Raw genomic sequence first — 22261 nt, 5'->3', positions numbered from 1 at the left:
CCGACAATCGGTGTCGGCGGTGCGCTGCCGGCCTCGTCTGAGGTTCGGGACGCGAAAGGATGGGCTGGTGGTCAGTTCACGGGGTCATGACGGGGCCATCGTGATGCCGCTGGCTGCGGCGTCGGCGAGGGCGCGCCGGAGTTCGTCGGCGGCCTGGGTGAGTCGTTGTCCCTGCGCGGCGATCTGGTCGACCTGCCGGCGGTAGGCGACGATCGAGCGTTGGTCGGTGATCTGGATCAGCGGGATCGTGACGTTCTTCGACTGGGCACGGGGCATGACCGTGCCGACCGTCACCGGGTCGGTGATCAGGCGAGACGACAGGCACAGGGCGAGGAACTCCGGGTCGAACGCCTCGGGGTCGGTGATGCGCAGGATCTCCGAGTGCGAGTTGGGCAGCCATCCTGGCTGGTCCCAGACCGTGGCGACGATGCCGTTCGGGGTCGGATAGGTGATGACGTCGCCGGGTTCGGTCAGGACCATCCGGCCGCGGACGGTGTCCGGGTCGACCATCCGGATCTCGTCGGTGCGGCCGCGGAGAACTGCGACGGAGAGTACCGGGACGCCGCGGCCAGAGTCGGCGTCGAGGACGCGCCGATCCAACGAGACGCCGCGGTGGATCGTGATGTCCGTCAGTGAGCCGATGGTGGCGTAGCGGGAGGCACGGTCTACCTGCGGGGTCCAGTGGGTGTCCAGGGCGGTCGTCACGGTCAGGGCGTTCTCCAGTTCTCTGCGGGCAAGGTCGAGGGTGTCTGTGAGGGTGTCGGTGTCGGGCCGGTTCGCGGCTTCCCGCCATTTGGTGGGGTCCAGTGACCCGTGGGGGGCCACGATGTCGCGGACGGGTGCCCGGAAGGCGTTCCCGGAGTCGGCATCGACGGTGCCGGTGTCGAACCACTGGCGATAGCAGCGGACCGCGTCCGGGAAGTCGGGGCGCTCCCCCCGCGTGGGTGGGCTGTCGATGTCGAGGAGCAGCACGTTCTCGGTGTCGGTGGCCTCGCCGGGGCGGGTGAGGATCAGGACGCAGAAGCCGATTCCGGTGTTCGACAGAGCTCCCGGAGGAACGGAGATGACCGCGTCGAGGCATCCCTGGCGGAGCAGTCCCTCACGGATGGTTCTGCTCGAGTTGTTGAACAGGACTGATTTGGGGCAGAGCACCACGGCGCGTCCGCCCGGGTTGAGTCGGTAGATCGCATCCTGCAGGAGGGCTGAGTGAAGGTCTCCGCGAGGAGTGCCGAACATCCATCGCGGATCGGTGTCACGGATCATCGACCGCGATCGGTCCGACAATCTCATCCCCCACGGGGCGTGGCACACCACCGCATCGGCCCGGTAGTCCATGGCGGTGCCGCAGAGGACATCACCGTCGACGACCTCGAGGCCGACATCCGCGATCAGAGCCCACCGGACCGCAGATTCGAGGACGTCGAGGCGCGGTGAGGCTGCCACCAGATCCGCAGCAGGGTGCTGCTTTCCGCACGCGACGACGAGTGAACCGCTGGTGCAGTAGTAGTCGAGAATGCTGGTCGCACTGTCCGGAATCAGCTGGGCCGCCATCGTGGCCACATCGTCGGGCAACGATCCCTCCCCGTACGGAGTAGATCGGGCAGCATGCAGCAGGGCCGCGTGTAGCGCCTCGAGATCATGCACCCCCGCGATCTGCTCGAGGATGTGGCCGACGAATTCCCGTGCACCCGCCGGGGTGTCGAGTGCCCTGGCCAGTGGGGCGAAGATCGGCATCCCGTACGTCACGTCGCTGGAGCGCGCCCACTGGTCGGCATTCCGGATCGCGTCGGCGACCTCCCCGGGCGACAGCTCCTCGGTCCATCGACACGACGGGGGAAAGTCCGTGTTCCGGGACAGCCGGATGTAGCAGGTAGCGGCGCTGAGGACATCCGCGGAAACCCCCTGGCTACGGATCAGATCGAACAGCTGCACGACGACCTGACCGACGCTCGGGGCGCTGAGCTGCTGGCCGGTGGCCTTACCGTTGGCGATCAGCCACCGGAAGATTTCCTGCCGGTCGTACAGGGGGCTGCGGACGGTGCCGGCCACCGGCTCGGGGAAGTCGGCCTTGCGGCTCTTCCAGTTGGTGATGGTGCCGCGGGTGACACCCAGGATCTCCGCGATCGCGACCGTGGAGATGGTGTCGGCGGGCGGCGTGGTCATGCGTGCTCCTGAACAAAAGACGTGAAGGTCAGCTGAGTGAAAGCGCCGGCGGCCAGACGCAGGCGTCGGGACGCGGCACCGAAGCCTGCGACGACCCGGATGCGGGCTCTTCCTCCGGTCATCGCCGCGGCGGGGTCAGCGAAGATGCTGTCGCCGGTACCGAGGCAGATCTCAGCGAACCGGTCCTGGACTCGCTCACTGTCGAGGATGTCGAGGAGCGCGAGGTCAGCGCCATCCGCGCCGGATCGGACGCAGATCCGGGCGTCGGGAACGATCCGGCCGGCAGCGAGTGCGTTGTGGTGCGAAACCCCCACCACAAGGTGGTCCGAAGGGCCGATACCGATTTCGCGCCGGTAGGCGTCGAGGACGTAGATGACCATGCTCGTGGTCAGGTGGCTCGTGCCGCACAGATTCTCGATGTCGAGCAGGTGCAGGCGTCGCGCAGCCGGCAGGCGGCGGGTCGCGATGAGGGTGTGCGCCGGCGCGGGGGTGGCGTGAACCTGCGTGGGGCGGAAGGGGACGACGTTCATGGTGGCCTCGCTCTGTCGGCGGCAAACTTGATGATCATTTCTGATGAGAACCATACAGACATGACTATCTGTATGCAAGTACACAGACTGTGATGTGTTAAGTTTCCGGCTGGTTGAGTTGTATACAGCAGCGTGTTTCATTGCCGCGAAAGCGGCACCAGCTGGCACTTCAGTTCGACGCCGGCCACAAGTGCCCGGCTGCAGAGACCCCGATCCGGGGATGTCCCCCGGCCGGGACACCGTCCTGTCGGACCGTTCCAGGACACTGCCAACCAGACAGATCGAGAGCCGGCACACACGTGCCGGCTACCAAGGAGGGGACATGGCCACACCTACGCACAGAGGACGTCGACATCAGGGGACCTGCTCGTTCTGCAGCAAACCGCAGACCCGCTACCCGGGGCCGCGGTGTAGCGCCTGCTGCGACGACGAAGTGTTGTTCCTCTACACCGTCGCCGAGATGGAGACCCACGGCCTCGTCCCACTGGCGGAGATCACCGATGGTGCGTCCGCCGGGGCGGAGGATCTTCGGGAGGTCGCCGTGGAACTGCTGTCCCGGCTGCAGCGCCGCGCCCTCACCGTCGGCAAGCGCATCCCCCTCCACATGCTCGCGCGGACGATCATCGGCTCCCGCTCGTGCAACCTCGAGCCCGCCACGTGGTCGCACCGGTCCCGCTCCTCGGACGCGGAACGACTGGGCCGGGCCGTGCCGGTGACCTGCCCGGAGTGCGGCCGAGCAACGAAGATGCGACTGAACACCGGCCGACTCAACGGCCACATGACCACTTCCGAGGAATGGTGCATCGCAGCCGGCCGCGAAATCTCCACCCCGCGGACCGACCCCGACGCCTACCCGCCACTACCAGCCCCGAGACCAACCGCCGGTGGCGGCCGCATCGTGCGCGTCGACCCGACCCCACGAGCCGTGCCGACGATCCCTCTGGCTCATCGCTCGATGGGGCTGCCAGCACGAAGCTGGCTGCGGTTCGGGTAGCAGTTCCTGAAAACACAGCGAGAAGAAGGACTCCAGAATGAGTAGATCGAACCGGCGACAGAGTCAGAAACGGGCCGGTCAGCCGACCTCGCACAGCACGTTCAACCTTGAATCGCCCGAAGCCGCGGTCATCCGGGCTCTCCTGTCTCGGGCCCTGGTTCCATCTCGACGACGAGTGGAACAGCGAGCGAAAGCGGCTCGCCGATTCGAGCAGTGGCGCATCGCTCCAAGCCGACCGACCCTTAGAGCATGTCTCATGTGGGGAGTTTCTTGAAGCAGGTCAACGCGGCCGCGAGGTGGAGGAATCCTGCGAAGTTTTCGCCGTAGCGTTCGTAGCGGATGGTCAGCCGCCGGTAGCCGGTGAGCCAGGCCAGGGTGCGTTCGATCTTCCACCGGTATCGGCCGAGTCGATCGTTGCTGTCGATACCGCGGCGCGCGATCCGCGGGACGATCCGGTGTTCACGAAGCCACCGGCGGTGACTGTCGGAGTCGTAGCCCTTGTCGGCCCGCAAACGACCCGGCCTGTGCCGGCGGGGACCGCGGCGGGACCTGACCGCGGGTATCGCGGACACCACCGGCTGCAGCAGCCGGCTGTCGTGGATGTTCGCGGCGGACACCGCGACTACCAGCGGGATTCCGTCGGCATCGGACAGGACGTGGATCTTCGACCCCTTCTTGCCGCGGTCGACCGGACTCGGCCCGGTCCCAGACCCCCCTTTTTCGCCCGCACACTCGCCGCGTCCAGGATCGCCGCCGACCAGTCCACCTCACCGGAGCTGCCGAGCCGGTCGAGAACCGCACGGTGCAGTTCCTCGAACACCCCGGCCGCCACCCAGGCGGTGAACCGGCGATGCGCGGTCGGCACGGTGACCCCGAACGACGGCGGTAGTTGCCTCCACGCGCAACCACTGGCCAGGACGTACACGATCGCGGTGAACACCGCCCGATCGTCCACCGGCGCCGAACCCCCACCCTGCGGACGCGGCGTGAACTGCGGAATCAACGGTTCGACGATCTCCCACAACGCATCCGGAACCAACCGAAGTGACAACGTATCGGTCATACCCCAGGCTATGCCCGGCAAGACCGTTCATCCACATGAGACATGCTCTTAGTAGCTCGATCTACTTGGACGACCGAGAGGTCCCGCCGATCGTGGCGAAGTATGCGACCGATCAACCTGTACTGAATCACGCGCTCTTCCCTGCGATGAGCGCCGCCGAGAACCTGACTACCGTGGTGAACCTGGTCGATCAGTGGGACGAGAGCGGAAAGCTCCGCACCGTCTCGTTGATAACTCTCTGCAGGTCAGCGCTGGAGTCGGCCTCACGCACCGTGTGGATTCTCTCGGACGAGAGTCGTGACGAACGCAGGATTCGAGCGCTACGAGTGACTAAGGACGAAGTGCTGGCGCAGAAAAAGTACATCGAGGAGCAGATCACAAGGATCGACTCGGGTGCAGTCTCTGCCACGCCCGAAGCGCGAAGCGAACTCGAAGACACCCGAACCGCAGCGGCAGCGGTCCTCGACGAGCTCACTGACATCAAGCACGCGCTCAAGTTCGACCAGACCATCGAACGTGCGGCACTGTGGATCGACGACAATCTGACCAGTCAGACGGTCCAACCGATGGCTGAAGTATCAAAGTCGATGTACGCGATTGCTTCAGGGATCGCGCACGGCTATACCTGGACAACGAACTACCTGCACGATGTGACCGACCTGTCCAACATCGTTGCCGACTTTCTGTATGCAGCTGCCACAACAACGGAAGCGGCCGTCGCCTTGTACGAGGCCCAGGCATCAGTCTCCGATGACATCGTCGGCAACTGCCCACCGCACATCCGCGACGTCGCCCGCCGTCTCTACCCCCGCTACGCGGCACGCACCTGAACGACCCGCGGTTGCATAAGGGATTGATATCGGCGTCGTAGGAGCAGGACCGGCGCCGGCAATCCCGTCGGCCTGGAGAGCGTGCCGGGACGGGCCGTAGCAGGACGATCGGGCGCGGCTCCTTCCTGTCCAGGGGATATAGGATTCCCGATAGAGGAGGGCGGCATGATGGATCCCGAGCAGCTGATCGTCGACTACGGCCGTAACCGGGCGAAGGAAGCCGCCGCCCATATCGCCCGGCTCCGTGATCTGCGTCAGCTCCACGAAAGCGGCTATACGCAGGTCGCGCTGGCGAAGATCGCGAACGTCAGCCAGCCGACGATCAGCGACATGCTCCGACGTGCCCGCGTCGAGGCCCCAGACATCCGTCCCGGCACGCACGGCGGCACCCCCTACGAGATCGCGGTCCGGCGCGCCGCCGGAGAGCTCGACCGCTCTGTCGCGCTGCGCGAGCTGGCCGACTGGGACTACGAGCGCCCCGCCGAACCGAACCCGCTGCCCTGGGTGAACGACGGCGCTCCCATCGTCGAAGGCAGCTTCACCATGCAGATCGGACGCGCCCTGGCCGACGGATTCCTCACCGGCGAGGACTACGACACCCTCCTCGACACGCTGGCCGAGAACGGATGACACTCGTTTCCCCCGACAGGGCCCACCCCGCGCTAGTGGTGGCCGACCAGGTCACCGAGCAAGTCGCACACATCGTCGACCTCCTCGTCACACAGCAAATCCCGCAGGCCCGGGCCGCCGCGGCCGCCCTCGACCTCGACGCAATCGGCGCGGTCCGCCGCAGCCGACTCGCCGCCGTGGCCGACCACCAGACCCCGGCCGACGCAGCCGTCACCGGGCGGGCCGCCCGCCGCACGGTGCCCACCCGGGTGAAATCCGGCATCTTCGACCGCGACCGGTGGACATGCCGGATCTGTGGGGCCCACACCCTCGACCTGCGCGTGACCAGACGTATCTCGGAGTTGATCCCGCTCGAGTTTCCCCACCATCGGAACTGGAAATTCGAGGCCACACACCTGCTCTACTGGACACACACCGCCAGCCTCGAGCACGTCGTGCCCCTCGCCCGCGGCGGCCGCGACACCCCCGACAACATGGTCACGACCTGCTACGCCTGCAACGACGCCCGCCGGCACTTCCTCCTCGACGAGATCGGCTGGACCCTACGACCGGTCCCCCACACCGACTGGCAGGGACTGACCGATCGACTCGACGCCCTCGACGCGGCGCTCACGAATCCGTAACCGCCCGGCCGGGATCCGCCTCGACCGAACCCCGCCCCCGAGGCCGCCGACTGCACGCGCCCCCTTTCCGTCCGGTCAGGGGTGCCGGCGGCGGTCGGCCCTCCACGCGGCGATCCCCACACCCAGCAGAATCGTGGCCATCGCCCCCATAGTGAGGAGCAGGATCCGCCGGTCGTGATGGAGGTCCTCACACGCCTCGAACACGTCGGCGCCGCGCTCCATGTTCGCCCACCATCCGGAGATCGCGGCCCGCTTCGAGGATTCCGGCGAGCGGCCGCCACCGAAATACCCGCTCGGGCCGTCGTAGGTGGAGGTGAACGTCCACGTCTCCGACGACGCCCACACCGTCCCGCAGTTCCCGCCGGCGGTGCGCATCGTCTGGAACACCAACGGCACCGCACACATGATCACCACCGCCGCGGTCGACACGGCCACGATGGCGCCCACCCGCTACCCGGACATACGCGCCGGCATCGGCGCAGACACTCTCGGTTCAGTCATTGGATCCCGTTACCTTTCTCGTAGTCCCACACCACGACCGTTACACGCTCGAGCGTGTCAGCACCGTGCCGCCCTGGCACGACGTGTACCAGTGGCAGAACGACCAGATCCGGGGGCAGGCAACCAGGAGCGCATTCCTCGAATGGAGTGGGAAGTACGTGACCTACTCGCTGTCGGGTGGGGAGTGATCGAGAGACTCTGAATGGACTCGACCAGGTGATTCACGGTCGGGGTCACGCGGTGCGGTCGTAGGCTGACAGCATCCTTCGGCCGGCGCCGGGTGTTCGTGGCCGCGGGCCACCAGGTAGGGAGGCCTGTCGATGAAACCACGTCACCGTCTACGCCGAGCGTCCATCGTCGCCGGAGCCAGCGCTGCACTGCTTCTCGCGGCACACCCGGCCGCGGCCACACCGACCGACACCGTCTTCCCCGTTCCCGTCGCCGCTCTCGTTCTCAGCGTCGGCTCGAGTGAACCCCCGAGGTCGGGCTACACCTACGTGACCGCCACTACCGATACCGACACTCCGGGAGTGACCCGATTGGGGCCGGGCATCGGTGTTCATGTCCATTGGCGAAACATCTCCACCGGTGCAGCGGGTGTCGCATACCTCGGCAACCGCGACGGCACACTGGTCGAGACCGGTTCCGGGACGGTGGTCGCCGTGGCCACGGCGCCCCAGGCCGACGGGATCTTCTTCCTGATAGTCGTCAGCACACCCGGCGCGGGTGTCTGGACGGTCCCCTGAACAGGGGTGTCGACGCAGCACCAGAGCGTCTGCTCGACGACGGTCAGGTAATCCGTGAGGTCACAGCCAGGAGCTCGTGCAGAACGTCTTCCTGGAAAGTCCGTGCTTGCCGGCCCGAGGGTGGGTGCTCACCGGAGCGTGCTGCGATGGACTGCTCGATCGTCGCGGCCGGCTGGTAGCCGCCCCCAATAGCCGGCGGCCGGCGTCGACTTTCGACAGCCACCTCCCGTCGGCCGCCGGCCACCGAGCGGTCCGCTGGTCGAAGGGTCCGCCGAAAGGCCATGGCTGGGCCGCCGCTATGTTTCGAACTCACCGAACATCCGGTGCAGGAACAGCACCGAAGTCCCCAGCGGTGTCGGCTGTCAGGGCTGCCGTCAACTCCGGGTCGGCCACCACTTCTGCAGTGTGTTGCCACGCTTCGATCACCTGCACCGCCGCGGCCGGATCGTCGAGCGAGTCCGCGGCCCGCAACGTGCCCACCAGTTCGGCCTCGAACTCCTGCGTCTCCTCGTGGGAGAGGACTGCCATCCACGGGAACACCGCCGGCAGCGCCTCGCTGATCGGCTCGTCGCACTGCAGCAACGCCCGCAGACCATCCATGTCCGTCATCTTCCTCCTACGTCGCCGACACCACGCCCGTCGCCAGCAGGCCGAGGACGACGACGCCGAGGATCACGCGGTAGCCGACGAACCAGTACATGGAGTGGTTGACGACGAATTTGAGGAGCCAGGCGATGGAGGCGTAGCCGATGGCGAAGGCGACGAGGGTCGCGACGAGCAACTGCATGCCGGAGGCGTTGAGTCCTTCGCCGGCGGGTTCGAAGGCGTCGGGCAGGCTGAACAGGCCGGAGGCGACAACGGCGGGGATGGCGAGGAGGAACGAATAGCGTGCTGCCGCTTCACGAGTGAGGCCGAGGAACAGGCCGGCACTGATGGTGCCGCCGGAGCGGGAGACGCCCGGGATGAGGGCGAGGGCCTGCGCGGAACCCATGATGATGCCGTCGCGGGCCCGCAGGTCCTCGATGGGGCGGGTCTTGCGGCCCCAGTATTCGGCGGCGGCGATGACGAGGGCGAACACGATGAGCATGGTGGCGATGAGCCACAGATTCCGTGCGCCCGTGCGGATCTGGTCCTTGAACAGGATGCCCAGCACACCGACCGGGATGGTGCCGATGATGACGTACCAGCCCATCCGGTAGTCGAGGTCCTTGCGGTATTCGGCGTGGACGAGCCCCCGGAACCAGGCGACCACGATGCGGCCGATGTCGCGGGCGAAGTACAGCAGTACCGCTGCTTCCGTCCCCAACTGGGTGACGGCGGTGAACGACGCACCGGCGTCGGTGCCGAAGAAGATCTCCGACACGATCCGCAGATGCCCCGACGACGAGATGGGCAGAAACTCCGTCAGACCCTGCACGACGCCCAGCACGATCGCCTGGAGCCAGGTCATCGCCTCACCGATCATGCGGGAAGCTCCGGATTACACACGTGGGGTCCGATTTTCACGAGGCAGACGGTACCCGGCGCGCCGGTCCTCGGCGCGTCGTGCACGGCACTAATGTTCTCGGTGGTGGACAGAGTTCACCACGAATACATCCGGTGTCGAAGTGTGGGCGGTCATGGAATACAGAGCGGTGGGAACGAGCGGGCTGCGGGTGTCGAGGCTCGGCCTGGGCACGCTGCACTGGGGTCGGGACACCGACGGCGACGAGGCGGCCGGGCAACTGTCCGCGTTCGTCGACGCCGGCGGCACCCTCGTGGACACGTCCCCGGCGTACGGGGACGGCAAGGCGCAGCGCATCCTCGCGGAACTGCTCGACGACGTCGTCCCCCGCGACTATCTGATCCTCGGCGGCAGCGCCGGTATCGATCCGGCGGCGCCGGGTGGCCGCCGGGTGGACTGCTCCCGACGCGGCCTGCTCGCCCAACTCGATGCGACGCTGCGGGAACTCGGCACCGACTACCTCGACATGTGGCAGGTGGCGACGTGGGATCCGGTGACGCCGGTCGACGAGGTCGCCGCGACCCTCGACTACGCGGTGACCAGCGGTCGGGTCCGCTACACCGGCGCCCGCGGCTATCTGGGCTGGCAGTTGGCGACCGCCGCGAGTCATCGCGGCCCGGGCCGGCTCGTGGCCACGCAGGCCGAGTACTCGCTGCTCGCCCGCGGCGTCGAGGAAGAGTTGCTGCCCGCGGCCGCGCACCACGGGGTCGGCGTGTTCGCGGCCGTCCCGCTGGCCGGGGGGGTACTGACCGGCAAGTACCGCGGCGGGATCCCCGCCGATTCCCGGGGCGCCGACGACGGCCACGCGTCCGAGGTGCGCAGCTATCTCACCGAGACGTCGATCCGCGTCGTGGACGCCGTCCTCACCGCCGCCGACGGTCTCGGCACCTCACCGCTGGCCGTCGCGTTGGCGTGGGCGCGGGACCGGCCGGGGGTGGCGAGCGCGGTGGTCGGGGCGCGGGATCTGGCGCAGCTCACGGGTGTGCTGTCCGCCGAAGAGCTCGAGTTGCCGGCGGCGATCGCGGCCGCTCTCGACGACGTGAGCGCCTGACGCCATCCCGCGTCCAACTTTCGGTTGATTCCGGGCGATTATCGGTGACATTCGGGGAGAGGCTAGGCTAACCTCGCAGCCGTTGAGTCACACGACGGTTCGTCACGAAGGAGACCCCATGGACGTGCTCGATCAGGCAGCCCCGATCGAGGAAGGCACCCCCGCCTTCTCGGCACGCATCAGGACCGAATCCGATGCAGCGCACCGCAGCACCGAGGGCTCCCGGTTCGTCGGCGAACTCCTCGAAGGCAAGATCAACAAGGACGGCTACGCGGCCCTGTCCGCCCAGACCTACCTCGTCTACGAGGCGCTCGAGCGGGTCGGCACCACGCACGCCGACAACCCGGTCGTGGCCCCGTTCCTGTCCCCGGAACTGCTGCGTCTGCCGTCCCTGGCCGCCGACCTCGAGTTCCTGTACGGCGCCGACTGGCGGGACCGTCTCGTCGCCTCCCCCGCGACCGCGCGCTACATCGCCCGCATCGAGGAGGCCGCAGCCGCGTCGCCGGCCGTGTTCGTCGCCCACCACTACCTGCGCTACATGGGCGATCTGTCCGGCGGGCAGATCATCCGCCGCATGCTCTCCCGCGCCTACGACTACGACGTCGACGGCCTGCGCTTCTACATCTTCGACGGCATCGCCAAGCCGAAGGTGTTCAAGGACGAGTACCGCGCCAAGCTCGACGCGGCACCGCTGTCCGCCGACGAGCAGCAGGCGTTCATCGACGAGGTCATCCTCGGCTACCAGCTCAACAGCGGCCTGTTCTCCGACCTCGAAGCCGACATCGACCGGTACGCCGCCTGATGAGAAAACTCACCCGTGTCCTGGCCGCGTCGGCGGCGATCGTCTCGCTCGTCGGGCTCACCGCGTGCACGTCGGCCACGACCGGGGGCGACACCGATCAGCGGGGACAGACCACCGCGGTCGTCGCGGACCTCGACCCCCGTCCGATCACCGAGAACCCGACACCGCAGCTGCCGACAACCGTCCGCAGTTTCGACGGCGCCGACGTCACCGTCACCGACGTCAGCCGCATCGTCACCGCGGACCGGTACGGCACGCTCACCCAGACGGTGTTCTCGCTCGGCCTCGGCGACAACGTCGTCGGCCGGGACACGTCGTCGGCGTTCCCGGCCGCCCGGGACATCCCGAACATCACCCCGGGCGGGGTGTCGCTGAGTGCCGAGGCGATCCTCGACCTGGCGCCGACCGTCGTGCTCACCGACACCAGCATCGGCCCCGAGTCGGTGCAGATGCAGCTGCGCGCGGCCGGGATCCCCGTCGTCTTCTTCGATCCGACCCGCACCCTCGAGGGTGTGCCGGACCAGATCACGGCGGTCGCGGACGCGCTCGGGGTGCCGCAGCAGGGCACCGACCTCGTCGCCCGCACCCAGGCGGAGATCGACGCCGCGAAGGCCACCGTCCCCACCGGCGGCGATCCGCTGAAGATCGCGTTCCTCTACATGCGGGGCTCGGCGATCACGATGCTCGCCGGACCGGGCTCGGGCGCCGACTCCATCATCGAGACACTCGGCGGCGTCGACGCCGGAACCGCGTCCGGGCTCACCGCCGAATTCGTGCCCATCACCAGTGAGGCGATGATCGCGGCCGCACCGGACGTCATGCTGATGATGACCGGCGGACTCGAATCCATCGGCGGGGTCGACGGGCTCGAGAAGATCCCCGGGATCGCGCAGACCCCGGCCGGGCAGAACCGCCGCGTCGTCGACATGGCCGACGGCATGCTGCTCTCCTTCGGACCCAATGTCGGCGAGGTCCTGACGGCCCTGTCGACCGCGATCTACCATCCCACCGCAGAATGAGCCGCATCAGTAAATGAGCACCGTCGTCACCTCCCGCCCCCGGATCCGTGCGGGCTCCGTCCTCACGGGCCTGATCGCCCTTCTCGTCGTGCTCGCGTTGGCGTCCGCGTGCCTCGGCCAGGTCCCCACCGGGCCGGGCGAGGTGCTCGGGTCGATCCTGCACCGGATCGGGCTCGACATCGGTCCGATGCCGGCGCATCCGGCCGGTGAGGTGACGTTGTGGCAGGTGCGGTTCCCGCGGGTGGTGCTCGCGATCTTCGTCGGCGCCGCCCTCGGCTGCGCCGGCGCGCTGCTGCAGGGCGTGTTCGCCAACCCGCTCGCCGAACCCGGTGTCATCGGTGTCTCGGCGGGCGCGGCGGTCGGTGCGAGCGCGGTCATCGTCCTCGGCGGCGCGTTCAGTGCCGGGCCGGTCGTCGCGGCGGCCGCGTTCGTCTCCGGTCTGATCACCACCGGCCTCGTCTACCTGCTGGCCCGTTCCGAGGGCCGCACCGAGGTGGTGACACTGGTCCTCACCGGTGTCGCGATCAACGCGTTCGCGGGCGGTCTCATCGCCTACTTCACATTCGTGGCGAGCCCCGCCGCCCGCGACCAGATCGTGTTCTGGCAGATGGGCAGCCTCAACGGCGCCACCTGGAACGCGGTCGCGATCGTCGTCCCGATGGCGATCGCCGGGATCGCGGCGTCGATGGTGCTCGCCCCCAAACTGGACCTGCTGGCGCTCGGGGAGAGCGCGGCCCGGCATCTCGGTGTCGACGTCGAGAAGCTGCGGATCATCGTCGTCGTGATCGTCGCGGTCCTCGTGTCGTCGAGTGTCGCGTTCACCGGCATCATCCTGTTCGTCGGCCTGGTGGTGCCGCACATGATGCGGGGCCTCGTCGGACCCGGACACCGGCTGCTGCTGCCGGCGAGCGCACTCGGCGGCGCGATCGTGCTGCTCGCCGCCGACCTCGGCGCCCGCACCCTCGTCACCAACGCCGACCTGCCGCTGGGCATGCTCACCTCCCTCGTCGGTGGGCCGTTCTTCTTCTGGATGCTCCGCAAGACCCGCACCAAGCAGGGAGGATGGGCGTAATGACCTCGCTCCTCGACCGGGCCCGCGGGCTGTTCGGGCACGACGACACCGCGCCCGCCGCCACCACGCGCGGCACCGTCACGATGCGCGCCACCGACATCAGCGTCGAACGCGGCGGCCGTCTCGTGCTCGAGAACGTGAGCGTCGACGTCCGCGCCGGCGAGATCCTGGCTCTGGTCGGGCCCAACGGTGCCGGCAAGTCGACGCTACTGGCGGCACTGTCCGGGGATCAGCCGGTGGTCGCCGGCACCATCGAACTCGACGGCACCCCCCTCGCGTCGTGGTCGGCGCCGGAGATGGCCCGCCGCCGCGCGGTGCTGCCGCAGCAGCACACCGTCGGCTTCTCCTTCACCGCCCGGCAGGTGGTGCGGATGGGCCGGGCACCCTGGGCGCGGACCTCGCAGGCCGACGACGACGACCGACGCGTCGACGACTGTCTCGACATCTGCGACGTCCGGCATCTCGCGGACCGCGCGTTCACCGTGCTGTCCGGTGGTGAGCGGGCCCGGGTCGCGCTGGCCAGGGTGCTGGCGCAGTCGACGGAGACGATCCTGCTCGACGAGCCCACCGCCGCCCTCGACCTCGGGCATCAGGAAACCGTCATGCAGATCGCGCGGGACCGGGCACGCGCCGGTGCCGCCGTCGTCGTCGTGCTGCACGACCTGGGACTCGCCGCCGCCTACGCGGACCGGATCTGTGTCCTCGAGGACGGGAAGGCATCCGCCGACGGCCCCCCGTCCGAGGTTCTCACCGACGAGCTGCTCTCCCGCGTCTACAAGCATCCGGTCGAGGTGTTCCCGCATCCGCGGTCGGGGGCGACGCTGGTGCTGCCGCGCCGCGACGACGACGCATCCACCGGCTCCTGAACTGTCGCGTGCCTCACGCCGGGGCGACTCGGATTCCGGCCGGTCCGGTCGATCAGGAATGCTGGTGGGTGATCGTCCCGACCCCGGCATCTTTTCGAGGAGCATCCCCATGCGAATATCTGCCCCACGCGTCACGGCCGTCGCGATCGGCGTCGCCCTGTTGCTGACGGCCGGATGCTCGACGGAGCAGGGCGGGGACGACCTCAAGACGATTCCGGTGGCCACCGCCGCCGACTCCCCCGCCGCGCTCTCCCCGGCCGGCACCGTCGAGAACCTCGGACGATCGATCGACGCGCTCGTGTTCGATCCGTCGACGAACACGACCGCGATCCTCGTCGACGGCGGCACCCGGGTGCTGCTGCAGACCGCCGGCACGCCGACACGCGAGGTCGCCCTCGACGGCACCGCCGCCCAACTCACCCTCGCCCCCGAGGGCCGGCTGCTCGCGCCGATGGACGGCGAGGTGCAGATCGTCGACATCGTGTCCGGGATCGCTGGAGCAGTGTCGACGTCGACGTCGTCCCCGATCGACGGTGACGCCCGCTCGGCGGCATTCCTGGACGACGGACGTCTCGCGGTGGGCCTGGCCGACGGCCGCATCCAGGTCCTCGCCGGCATCGGCGGCGAGACCGAGACCATCTCGGGTCTCGCCTCGGTGGACGCGCTCGCCGTCACCGGCGACGACCTCAGCGCCCTGGACCGCGGGCAGACGTCGCTCACCGAGATCGATCTCGGGGACAGCAAGCTCGGGCTGGCCCTGCGCGCCGGGGAGGGCGCCACCAACCTCGTCACCGACGAGTACGGCCGCATCCTGGTCGTCGACACCCGCGGCGGTGAACTGCTGGTGTTCACCGCCGACGAGCTGATCATGCGGCAGCGGTACCCGGTCGCGGGCAGCCCGTACGGCATCGCCTACGACGAGCGCACCGACCTGGCCTGGGTGACACGCACCGCCGACAACACGGTGGTCGGCTTCGACCTCTCCACCGGCATCCCCGTCGAGAAGATGCGCTTCGACACGGTCCGCCAACCGAACTCGGTCGCGGTCGACACCGCCGGCGGTGCCCTGCTGGTCGGGTCGGCGACCGGGGACGGCCTGCAGCGGATCCCGCTGGCCGGCTGACCCCGCTCGGCACCGACCCCGCCCCACCCCGTCCCCGCCATCTAGGGAGATTCGTGTACTACCTGATTCTGCGTCTGATGTTCCGGGTTCCACCGGAACGCATCCACCATCTCGCGTTCGCCGCGATGCGCCTGGTCACCCGGTTCGCGCCGATCCGGGCGCTGGTCGCGAAGGTCCTCGTCGTCGACGATCCGGTGCTGCGGACCCGCGCGTTCGGGGTGGACTTCCCCGCCCCGGTCGGTCTGGCCGCCGGGTTCGACAAGGACGCCACCGGCGTCGACACGTGGGGTCCGCTGGGCTTCGGGTTCGCCGAGGTCGGCACCGTCACCGCGCAGGCGCAGCCCGGTAACCCGGCGCCGCGCCTGTTCCGGCTGCCCGACGACCGGGCGCTGATCAACCGGATGGGCTTCAACAACCACGGTGCCGGGAACGCGGCGAACTATCTGCGGCACCGCCGCGGGGACGTGCCGATCGGCGCCAACATCGGCAAGACAAAGATCGTGCCCGCCGACGAGGCAGCCGGCGACTACACCGCCAGCGCGCAACTCCTCGGGCCCCTGGCCGACTTCCTCGTCGTCAACGTCAGCTCCCCCAACACGCCGGGACTGCGGGACCTGCAGGCCGTCGAATCGCTGCGCCCACTGCTCGCCGCCGTCCTCGAGTGCGTCCACATCCCGGTACTCGTGAAGATCGCACCCGACCTGTCCGACGAGGACGTCGACGCCGTCGCCGACCTCGCCGTCGAACTCGGGTTGGCGGGCATCGTCGCCACCAACACCACGATCTCCCGCACCGGCCTCGCGACCCCGCAGTCCCGCATCGACGAGATCGGGGCCGGCGGCCTGTCCGGTGCACCCGTCGCCGCCCGCTCCCTCGAGGTGCTGCGCCGCCTGCACGCCCGCGTCGGCGACACCCTGACGATCATCTCCGTCGGCGGCATCGAAACCGTCGACCAGGCGTGGGAACGCATCCTCGCCGGCGCCACCCTCGTCCAGGGCTACACCGGCTTCATCTACGGCGGCCCGTTCTACGCCAAGAAACTCCACAAGGGCCTCGCCCGCAAGGTCCGCGACGCCGGATTCTCGTCCATCGCCCAGGCGGTCGGCGCCGGGGCGCGCTGACCCCACCCACTGGACGGCCCGCCGCGGGCTGTTGCTGCGGACGCCACTCGAACGATGGCGCAGCAACCGCCCACGGCGGGCCGTCGGCGTCTGCACCCGATTTCCGGATCGCCCGAATTCTGCGCCCGCGGACATAGAGTTCGGCGCATGAACCTTCGAGCAGCGATTACCGCTGTTGCCGTCGCCGCCGTCTCGGCCGGGTGTGCGGGCACCGGTCCCGTCGACGCCGACGCCCCGCCACCACCACCGAGTGAGCAGTCGCAGATCTATGCGACCGTCCTGCGGCAGCTCACGACCGTCGACAATCCGGTCGGCGGCATGTCGGCGCCGGCCGGGACGATCCGCGTCGTGGACAGGATCATTCCGCAGAATGCAGATCTGCGACCCGAGGCCGATGGTCCCCTGTTCGACGAGGATGTGAAGCGCGAGGTCACGGAGCTGTCCGCTCCACTCGCGCCGGTGGAGTTCGTCACCCCCGCCGAGCAACCGGCGATTACGGGCCGTGGCGGCGTGGTCGGCGGTGACGAGGACGGTTTCGTCGTCGCCCTCGATGCACCCGCGCACCAGGACGACGGCGCCGTCCAGGTCGGCGCCTCGGCATGGTGTGGTGGCGACTGCGGCATCTGGCTCACCTACGTGCTCGACCACGTCGACGGGCAGTGGGTGGTGACGGGCACGACCGGGCCGGTGTGGATCGCGTAACAACGTCCGACGCGGGCTGTTGCTGTGCACGCCACTCGGGCGATGGCGCAGCAACAGCCCGCAGGTCACGCCGCCGCGGCGGCGGTGACGGTGGACCGGTGCAGGGCGACGAGCAGGTCCCGGTCCAGGCGGGTGCCGACGTAGCCGCCGGCGAGAACGAAGGCGACGGGGATACGACGGTCGCGGCACCACCGGAACACGAGTTGTTCGCGTCGGGCGAGGGTGTCGGCGGTGACACCGTCGAGGCCACCGACCGCGCACCCCTGGTAGGGGTCCATTCCGGCGTTGTAGATCACGAGGTCGAATCTCGGGGCGAGACGCTCGATCCGGCTCAGGGACTGGCCGACCTCCCCGAGGTAGCGGCCGGCGTCGCACACCTCCGCCAGATCGGTGCGGTCGTCGGCGACGTAGTAGTCGTAGCAGTCGACGGACACGTCGGCCTGCCAGATCCCGTCCCGGCCGGCGATCAGCGACGCGGTGCCGCCGCCGCAGTGCGCATCGAGGTCGAGGATCAGCACGTTGGCCGCACCCGCATCCTGCGCGGCGCAGGCGGCGAGGACGAGTCCGTTGAACGTGCAGAACCCGGCGCCGGAGTCGTAGCGGGCATGGTGCAGGCCCGACGACAGCGATCCGGCGACCCCGTCCCGCAGCGCCGCGAGCGCGGCCTCGACCGCGCCCCCGTTGGAGGCCTGCACCATCGGGGCGAGTCCCGGATCCCACTCGAAGCCCTGCGATTCGGCGAGATCGAGACATGCGCCGGTGACGACGGCGTCCACATAGTCGGCGTCGTGGACGCGGGTGATCTGTTCGACGGTCAACGCCCGCGGACGCGTCAGTTGCACCCCGGGAACAGGTTGGGTGAGCAGGGATTCGGCGATCCACCCGGCTTTGCGGGTGGTGTCGAAGGCGTGGGCGGAGCCGACGTAGTCACGGCTGTAGAACACTTTCACGGATCACTCCTGCGGTGATGCCCGCCGCGGACGGGGGCGCACTTGCCCTGCACCGAATAGTGCCGGGCCGCTTCGTCATCCGAACCACCCCGGAAACGCCGTGGGGTTGGTGTGCAGCCAGTCGGAGCTTGGCGCTGCATCTCGTGAAGCGTGTTCAATCGTAGGAATCGGTGCACGACGGCCGGCCCGGTTCCCCACCTGCAGGCACGCGTCTGCGCAGGGTGCTGCAGGTGAGGGCGTCGCGCTCAGTCGTCGAGGTCGGCGCGTTGCGCGTCGGTGAATGCGGGCATGGGGGCGGACGGGTTGACGGGTTTGACGGCGCGGTAGCCGCGGATGTTGGCGGACGCGGCAGCCATCGCTTCGCGGGACTTGCCCTTGCTGTAGGTCACGGACTGTTCCCGTTTGACGCCGATCCGGGAGCCGACCTCGATGGCGTCCTGGTCGGCGCCCAGATACAGGAACTGCCAGTCGAATTGGGCAGTCTGCATCTCCACGAGGGCTTTGATCGCGGGGTGGGTCCATTCACGGCTGGCGTTCTCGTGGCCGTCGGTCATGATCGCGACGATCACCGTACCCGGACGCTCGTTTTCGGGTAGGGCGGCGATGTCGGCGCTCAACCCGGTGACGAGGGTGCCCATCGCGTCGAGCAGTGCGGTCCCGCCCCGCGGTTGCAGGTCCAGCTCGGGAACCTCACCGATCGGAACATCCTGGTAGACGACCTCATAGTGGTTGTCGAACTGGGCCAGGGTGACCGTGCAGTCGCCGGCGGCGGCACGCTGGTCCTCGATGAACGCGGCGAAGCCGCCTTCGACGTCGGATTGGATGCTGCGCATCGAGCCGGAACGATCGAGCAGGAACACGAGACGGGTCAGATCCAGGTCGGCCACAGCGGGTCCTCTCTTCGGGAACAGATGTTTCTTCGCGGTCAGGTGGTGCGACGCGGCGTGAACCGCATCGGTTTCGACACCGGTGTAGCGGCCGGAGCGGGCGCCGGCATGCCGTTCTTCTTGTCGTAGCGGGCCCGCTGGACTTCCTTGGCCGTGATCCGGCCGTCCGGGCGGACGTAGGGGGCGAGCATCACGGTGGCGCCCAAGCGGGGGCCGACCGCGTTCTCGGTCATCCCTGCCTCCGCACCGGCGGCACGCAGCGACATTTCGTCGTCGACGACCGCGTGGGCGAGTTGCTCGTCGAGCAGTTGACGCACCTCGTCGAGCACGGCCCGAAGATGCGCCAATGCCGTTGGGGCATCAGCAGATTCAGCGAGATCGAGTTCGGAGCGGATGCGGGTGTAACGATTGGACATGCCCCACGCTACCGCAGTAACTGCGCATCCGCAACAACTGCGGACATGCGCGGCCTGCCGGTTGTCCGGCACAGGACTCAGGCTGCGGACGCCCCCGTCTCGTCGAGGGCGGCGATGACCCGGCGGGCGTTGTCGCCGCTGAGGGTGCCGCGGTAGTAGAGCGCGACCGTGATGTCTTCGATGTCGGCGAGGGTGAAGCGGCGTCGCGCGCTCTTGCCGACACGTTCGGGTTCGATGAGGCTGCCGTCGGAGCGGGTGACGCCTCCGCGCAGCACCCAGTACACCCACTGCGGGGTCTTGCCGAAGAGGCCGGCGACGTCGGTGGTCGAGTAGGTGACGGGGCACGCGTTCGCGGCCAGCAGTGCGGTGAATCGTGCGTCGGCTGCCAGAGTGTGGGTCATGAATTTTCTCCTGCGGTGATGCCCGCCGCGGACGGGGGCGCACTTGCCCTGCACCGGATGGTGCGGGACCGCTTCGTCATCCGAACCACCCCGGAAACGCCGTGGGGTTGGTGTGCGATCAAGTCGGAGCTTGGCGACCGCATCTCGTGAAGCTGCCGAACCTGTCCGGTTCGACCTGTGACACTGTAGCGGCAAGGACTGCAGTCCCGCAACAACTTCGGGACCGGGTGCCACTGACGCCACTGACGCCACTGACGCCACTGACGCCACTGCGGGAGGTTACTGCGACCGCCACTCGGGCGATGGTGCAGCAACCTCCCGCAGCACTGTCCGCTACTTCTCTTCGTACGTGCCGGTGACGACGGCGCGGGCGATGGCGTGGAAGAACAGGTTGAAGCCGAGGAACGCCGGCGTGGAGTCGGCGGTGACGTCGTCGAGGCGTTCGACGTCGAGGGCGTGGACGACGAACATGTAGCGGTGCGGACCGTGTCCGGACGGCGGGCAGGCGCCGAGGAAACGGGCCAGGCCGCCGTCGTTGCGCAACGTCACCGCACCGTCGGGCAGGCCGGAGCCGGTCTCGTCGCCGGCGTCGGCAGCCAGCGACGTCGTCGACGCCGGAATGTTCGCGACGGCCCAGTGCCAGAAACCGGACGCGGTGGGGGCGTCGGGGTCGAACATGGTGACGGCGAAGCTCTTGGTCTCGGCGGGGAAGCCGGACCACGACAGCTGCGGCGAGATGTCGCGGCCGCCGGCACCGAAGATGCCGCTGACCTGATCGTTGTGCAGCGGGGCACCGTCGGTGACCTGCTCGGACGTCAGGGTGAAGGACGGCAGGGACGGCAGTGCGTCGTACGGGTCGTACGCCATGGTGTTCCTCTCTCGCGATCAGCTGTGCAACAGGAAGTGTTCCATCACCCGGGTGCCGAAGTGCAGGGCGTCCACGGGGACACGTTCGTCGACGCCGTGGAACAGTCCGGCGAAATCCAGGTCCGGCGGCAACTGCAGCGGGGCGAATCCGAAGCAGCGAATCCCCAAGCGTGCGAACGCTTTCGCATCGGTGCCGCCGGACAGCATGTAGGGGGCGGTGCGGCCGTTCGGGTCGTGCGCGAGGATCGCGTCGTTCATGGCGTCGACGAGGTCACCGTCGAACGTCGTCTCGTACGAGTCGAGTCTGGTGATCCATTCGCGGGTCACGTGCGGGCCGATGAGGGCGTCGACCTCCTGCTCGAACGCGGCCTGCCGGCCCGGAACCACCCGGCAGTCGATGACGGCTTCCGCGGTCTGCGGGATGACGTTCGCCTTGTATCCGGCCTTCAGCATGGTCGGGTTGGCGGTGTCACGCAGTGTCGCCCCGATGATGCGGGCGATCGACCCGAGTTTGGCGAGTGCGCCGTCGATGTCCGGTGAATGCGGATCGAAGTCGACACCCGTCTCCTCCGCGAGCACCGACAGGAACTCCGCGACCGAATCGGACAACACCAGGGGGAACGTGTGGTTGCCGAGCCGGGAGACGGCGTCGGCGAGGATCGTCACCGCGTTGTCGTCGTGCAGGAACGAGCCGTGTCCGGCGGTGGCCTTCGCGGTGAGCCGCATCCAGCCGAGTCCCTTCTCCGCGGTCTCCACGAGATACAGGCGCTTGTCGGTGCCGTCGGCGCGCGACACGGTCAGCGAGAAGCCGCCCACCTCGCCGACCGCCTCGGTGACACCAGCGAACAGGTCCGGGCGGTGGTCGACGAGCCACTGGCAGCCGTACTTGCCGCCGGCTTCCTCGTCGGCGACGAACGCGAACAGGATGTCGCGCGGCGGGACGGTGCCCTCGGCCTTGAACTGGCGGGCCAGCGCCAGCATCATCCCGCACATGTCCTTCATGTCGACGGCGCCGCGACCCCACACGTAGCCGTCCTCGACGGCCCCGGAGAACGGGTGGACGCTCCAGTCGGCCGGTTCGGCGGGGACGACGTCGAGGTGGCCGTGCATCATCAGCGTGCCGCGGCGCGGGTCGGCGCCGCGCAGTCGTGCGAACACGTTGCCGCGTCCCGGTGCCCCGGATTCGACGTACTCGGTCTCGTAGCCGACCTCCTCGAGTTGTTCCTTCACCCAGAGCGCGCACTCGCGTTCACCCTTGGTGGTCTCGAGTTCACCGGTGTTGGAGGTGTCGAACCGGATCAGGGCGCTGACCAGATCGACGACCTCGGATTCGGCACGGCCGGAGGGCCGCTGCGGTCGCTGTGTTTCGCCCATTTCTGCCACACCCTTTCCTACCACCG

At 68.5% G+C, this 22261-nt stretch carries 25 protein-coding genes and 2 riboswitches; of the genes, 13 read left to right on the top strand and 12 right to left on the bottom strand.

Annotated elements, in window-relative coordinates:
• Positions 1 to 84 precede the first annotated feature (84 nt).
• Both E0497_RS16640 and E0497_RS16635 read right to left on the bottom strand, forming a co-directional pair.
• Positions 85 to 2163: an N-6 DNA methylase gene (locus E0497_RS16640; protein ID WP_137725909.1), complete on the bottom strand. Its 2079-nt coding sequence runs from the start codon at positions 2161 to 2163 to the stop codon at positions 85 to 87.
• On the bottom strand, positions 2160 to 2777 hold the full coding sequence (locus E0497_RS16635; protein WP_206663649.1) for a hypothetical protein: 618 nt from the start codon (positions 2775 to 2777) through the stop codon (positions 2160 to 2162). Before E0497_RS16635 ends, E0497_RS16640 begins: the two co-directional genes overlap by 4 nt.
• Positions 2778 to 3126: 349 nt before the next feature.
• On the opposite strand from E0497_RS16635, the gene E0497_RS16630 reads away from it, so the two are divergent.
• Positions 3127 to 3687, top strand: a complete 561-nt coding sequence (locus tag E0497_RS16630; RefSeq protein ID WP_137725907.1) for a hypothetical protein — start codon at positions 3127 to 3129, stop codon at positions 3685 to 3687.
• A gap of 254 nt (positions 3688 to 3941) precedes the next feature.
• Here the strand turns inward: E0497_RS16630 and E0497_RS16625 are convergent.
• Positions 3942 to 4750 (bottom strand): IS5 family transposase gene (locus E0497_RS16625; protein ID WP_421958354.1). Its coding sequence is split into 2 segments (ribosomal slippage): positions 3942 to 4391 and positions 4394 to 4750, totalling 807 coding nucleotides; the frame shifts between segments, so codons are not numbered across the junction.
• A 92-nt stretch (positions 4751 to 4842) separates the two neighbouring features.
• Between E0497_RS16625 and E0497_RS16620 the strand changes: the two genes are divergently transcribed.
• The 3 genes from E0497_RS16620 to E0497_RS16610 all read left to right on the top strand — a co-directional run bounded on the left by E0497_RS16620 (position 4843) and on the right by E0497_RS16610 (position 6833).
• Complete coding sequence (locus tag E0497_RS16620; RefSeq protein ID WP_137725905.1) at positions 4843 to 5580, top strand: hypothetical protein; 738 nt, start codon at positions 4843 to 4845, stop codon at positions 5578 to 5580.
• Positions 5581 to 5745: 165 nt separating this feature from the next.
• Positions 5746 to 6210 carry a helix-turn-helix domain-containing protein gene (locus E0497_RS16615; RefSeq protein ID WP_137725904.1) on the top strand — a complete coding sequence of 155 codons (465 nt, stop codon included), beginning with the start codon at positions 5746 to 5748 and terminating at the stop codon, positions 6208 to 6210.
• The gene (locus E0497_RS16610) at positions 6207 to 6833 is read left to right on the top strand and encodes an HNH endonuclease (protein WP_137725903.1); all 627 of its coding nucleotides are present in this window, start codon (positions 6207 to 6209) and stop codon (positions 6831 to 6833) included. Before E0497_RS16615 ends, E0497_RS16610 begins: the two co-directional genes overlap by 4 nt.
• Positions 6834 to 6908: 75 nt before the next feature.
• On the opposite strand, the gene E0497_RS16605 is transcribed toward E0497_RS16610, so the two are convergent.
• Entirely contained in the window at positions 6909 to 7268 is a 360-nt protein-coding gene (locus tag E0497_RS16605) for a hypothetical protein (protein ID WP_137725902.1), read from the bottom strand.
• Positions 7269 to 7864: 596 nt separating this feature from the next.
• Between E0497_RS16605 and E0497_RS20900 the strand changes: the two genes are divergently transcribed.
• Positions 7865 to 8080: a hypothetical protein gene (locus E0497_RS20900; protein ID WP_241665935.1), complete on the top strand. Its 216-nt coding sequence runs from the start codon at positions 7865 to 7867 to the stop codon at positions 8078 to 8080.
• 309 nt (positions 8081 to 8389) lie between these two features.
• On the opposite strand, the gene E0497_RS16590 is transcribed toward E0497_RS20900, so the two are convergent.
• Both E0497_RS16590 and E0497_RS16585 read right to left on the bottom strand, forming a co-directional pair.
• Positions 8390 to 8689 carry a hypothetical protein gene (locus E0497_RS16590; protein ID WP_206663648.1) on the bottom strand — a complete coding sequence of 100 codons (300 nt, stop codon included), beginning with the start codon at positions 8687 to 8689 and terminating at the stop codon, positions 8390 to 8392.
• 7 nt (positions 8690 to 8696) lie between these two features.
• A complete protein-coding gene (locus tag E0497_RS16585) occupies positions 8697 to 9542 on the bottom strand; it encodes an undecaprenyl-diphosphate phosphatase (RefSeq protein WP_170312993.1) in 846 nt (281 codons plus the stop codon).
• Between the two features lie 157 nt (positions 9543 to 9699).
• Between E0497_RS16585 and E0497_RS16580 the strand changes: the two genes are divergently transcribed.
• The 8 genes from E0497_RS16580 to E0497_RS16545 all read left to right on the top strand — a co-directional run bounded on the left by E0497_RS16580 (position 9700) and on the right by E0497_RS16545 (position 17340).
• On the top strand, positions 9700 to 10635 hold the full coding sequence (locus tag E0497_RS16580; protein WP_137725899.1) for an aldo/keto reductase: 936 nt from the start codon (positions 9700 to 9702) through the stop codon (positions 10633 to 10635).
• 118 nt (positions 10636 to 10753) lie between these two features.
• Entirely contained in the window at positions 10754 to 11437 is a 684-nt protein-coding gene (locus tag E0497_RS16575) for a biliverdin-producing heme oxygenase (protein ID WP_137725898.1), read from the top strand.
• A complete protein-coding gene (locus tag E0497_RS16570; protein WP_137725897.1) occupies positions 11437 to 12456 on the top strand; it encodes a heme/hemin ABC transporter substrate-binding protein in 1020 nt (339 codons plus the stop codon). Before E0497_RS16575 ends, E0497_RS16570 begins: the two co-directional genes overlap by 1 nt.
• A 13-nt stretch (positions 12457 to 12469) precedes the next feature.
• Entirely contained in the window at positions 12470 to 13528 is a 1059-nt protein-coding gene (locus E0497_RS16565; RefSeq protein ID WP_137725896.1) for a FecCD family ABC transporter permease, read from the top strand.
• Positions 13528 to 14394, top strand: coding sequence for a heme ABC transporter ATP-binding protein (locus E0497_RS16560; protein WP_137725895.1), 867 nt, complete (start codon positions 13528 to 13530; stop codon positions 14392 to 14394). The genes E0497_RS16565 and E0497_RS16560 overlap by 1 nt, the downstream gene beginning before the upstream one ends.
• 109 nt (positions 14395 to 14503) lie before the next feature.
• Entirely contained in the window at positions 14504 to 15517 is a 1014-nt protein-coding gene (locus E0497_RS16555; protein ID WP_137725894.1) for a YncE family protein, read from the top strand.
• Between the two features lie 53 nt (positions 15518 to 15570).
• Complete coding sequence (locus tag E0497_RS16550; protein WP_137725893.1) at positions 15571 to 16638, top strand: quinone-dependent dihydroorotate dehydrogenase; 1068 nt, start codon at positions 15571 to 15573, stop codon at positions 16636 to 16638.
• 147 nt (positions 16639 to 16785) lie between these two features.
• A complete protein-coding gene (locus E0497_RS16545) occupies positions 16786 to 17340 on the top strand; it encodes a hypothetical protein (RefSeq protein WP_137725892.1) in 555 nt (184 codons plus the stop codon).
• Positions 17341 to 17405: 65 nt separating this feature from the next.
• Here the strand turns inward: E0497_RS16545 and E0497_RS16540 are convergent, their stop codons facing one another.
• The 6 genes from E0497_RS16540 to E0497_RS16515 form a co-directional block, all read right to left on the bottom strand.
• Complete coding sequence (locus E0497_RS16540; protein WP_137725891.1) at positions 17406 to 18290, bottom strand: arginase family protein; 885 nt, start codon at positions 18288 to 18290, stop codon at positions 17406 to 17408.
• A gap of 33 nt (positions 18291 to 18323) precedes the next feature.
• A riboswitch (SAM riboswitch) is annotated at positions 18324 to 18439 on the bottom strand.
• 96 nt (positions 18440 to 18535) lie between these two features.
• Complete coding sequence (locus E0497_RS16535) at positions 18536 to 19177, bottom strand: vWA domain-containing protein (protein WP_137725890.1); 642 nt, start codon at positions 19175 to 19177, stop codon at positions 18536 to 18538.
• 38 nt (positions 19178 to 19215) lie between these two features.
• Complete coding sequence (locus tag E0497_RS16530) at positions 19216 to 19593, bottom strand: hypothetical protein (RefSeq protein ID WP_137725889.1); 378 nt, start codon at positions 19591 to 19593, stop codon at positions 19216 to 19218.
• Positions 19594 to 19670: 77 nt separating this feature from the next.
• Positions 19671 to 19994, bottom strand: coding sequence for a DUF7229 domain-containing protein (locus E0497_RS16525; RefSeq protein ID WP_137725888.1), 324 nt, complete (start codon positions 19992 to 19994; stop codon positions 19671 to 19673).
• Positions 19995 to 20028: 34 nt separating this feature from the next.
• A riboswitch (SAM riboswitch) is annotated at positions 20029 to 20146 on the bottom strand.
• A 181-nt stretch (positions 20147 to 20327) separates the two neighbouring features.
• The gene (locus tag E0497_RS16520) at positions 20328 to 20861 is read right to left on the bottom strand and encodes a YbhB/YbcL family Raf kinase inhibitor-like protein (RefSeq protein WP_137725887.1); all 534 of its coding nucleotides are present in this window, start codon (positions 20859 to 20861) and stop codon (positions 20328 to 20330) included.
• An 18-nt stretch (positions 20862 to 20879) separates the two neighbouring features.
• Positions 20880 to 22235: a M20/M25/M40 family metallo-hydrolase gene (locus tag E0497_RS16515; RefSeq protein ID WP_137725916.1), complete on the bottom strand. Its 1356-nt coding sequence runs from the start codon at positions 22233 to 22235 to the stop codon at positions 20880 to 20882.
• Positions 22236 to 22261 lie beyond the last annotated feature (26 nt).

Origin of the sequence: Prescottella subtropica (genome assembly GCF_005434945.1) — a bacterium.
GTDB lineage: Bacteria > Actinomycetota > Actinomycetes > Mycobacteriales > Mycobacteriaceae > Prescottella > Prescottella subtropica.
This window is presented reverse-complemented; position numbering and strand designations above follow the sequence as displayed.

Excerpts from the sequence above, each read along its gene's own strand:
- E0497_RS16575 (WP_137725898.1), top strand. The coding sequence starts at position 10,754 with ATGGACGTGCTCGATCAGGCAGCCCCGATCGAGGAAGGCACCCCCGCC.
- E0497_RS16545 (WP_137725892.1), top strand. The coding sequence starts at position 16,786 with ATGAACCTTCGAGCAGCGATTACCGCTGTTGCCGTCGCCGCCGTCTCG.
- E0497_RS16520 (WP_137725887.1), bottom strand. The coding sequence starts at position 20,861 with ATGGCGTACGACCCGTACGACGCACTGCCGTCCCTGCCGTCCTTCACC.
- E0497_RS16565 (WP_137725896.1), top strand. The coding sequence starts at position 12,470 with ATGAGCACCGTCGTCACCTCCCGCCCCCGGATCCGTGCGGGCTCCGTC.
- E0497_RS16615 (WP_137725904.1), top strand. The coding sequence starts at position 5,746 with ATGATGGATCCCGAGCAGCTGATCGTCGACTACGGCCGTAACCGGGCG.
- E0497_RS16555 (WP_137725894.1), top strand. The coding sequence starts at position 14,504 with ATGCGAATATCTGCCCCACGCGTCACGGCCGTCGCGATCGGCGTCGCC.
- E0497_RS16525 (WP_137725888.1), bottom strand. The coding sequence starts at position 19,994 with ATGACCCACACTCTGGCAGCCGACGCACGATTCACCGCACTGCTGGCC.
- E0497_RS16515 (WP_137725916.1), bottom strand. The coding sequence starts at position 22,235 with ATGGGCGAAACACAGCGACCGCAGCGGCCCTCCGGCCGTGCCGAATCC.
- E0497_RS16640 (WP_137725909.1), bottom strand. The coding sequence starts at position 2,163 with ATGACCACGCCGCCCGCCGACACCATCTCCACGGTCGCGATCGCGGAG.
- E0497_RS16560 (WP_137725895.1), top strand. The coding sequence starts at position 13,528 with ATGACCTCGCTCCTCGACCGGGCCCGCGGGCTGTTCGGGCACGACGAC.
- E0497_RS16530 (WP_137725889.1), bottom strand. The coding sequence starts at position 19,593 with ATGTCCAATCGTTACACCCGCATCCGCTCCGAACTCGATCTCGCTGAA.
- E0497_RS16570 (WP_137725897.1), top strand. The coding sequence starts at position 11,437 with ATGAGAAAACTCACCCGTGTCCTGGCCGCGTCGGCGGCGATCGTCTCG.
- E0497_RS16590 (WP_206663648.1), bottom strand. The coding sequence starts at position 8,689 with ATGACGGACATGGATGGTCTGCGGGCGTTGCTGCAGTGCGACGAGCCG.
- E0497_RS16610 (WP_137725903.1), top strand. The coding sequence starts at position 6,207 with ATGACACTCGTTTCCCCCGACAGGGCCCACCCCGCGCTAGTGGTGGCC.
- E0497_RS16580 (WP_137725899.1), top strand. The coding sequence starts at position 9,700 with ATGGAATACAGAGCGGTGGGAACGAGCGGGCTGCGGGTGTCGAGGCTC.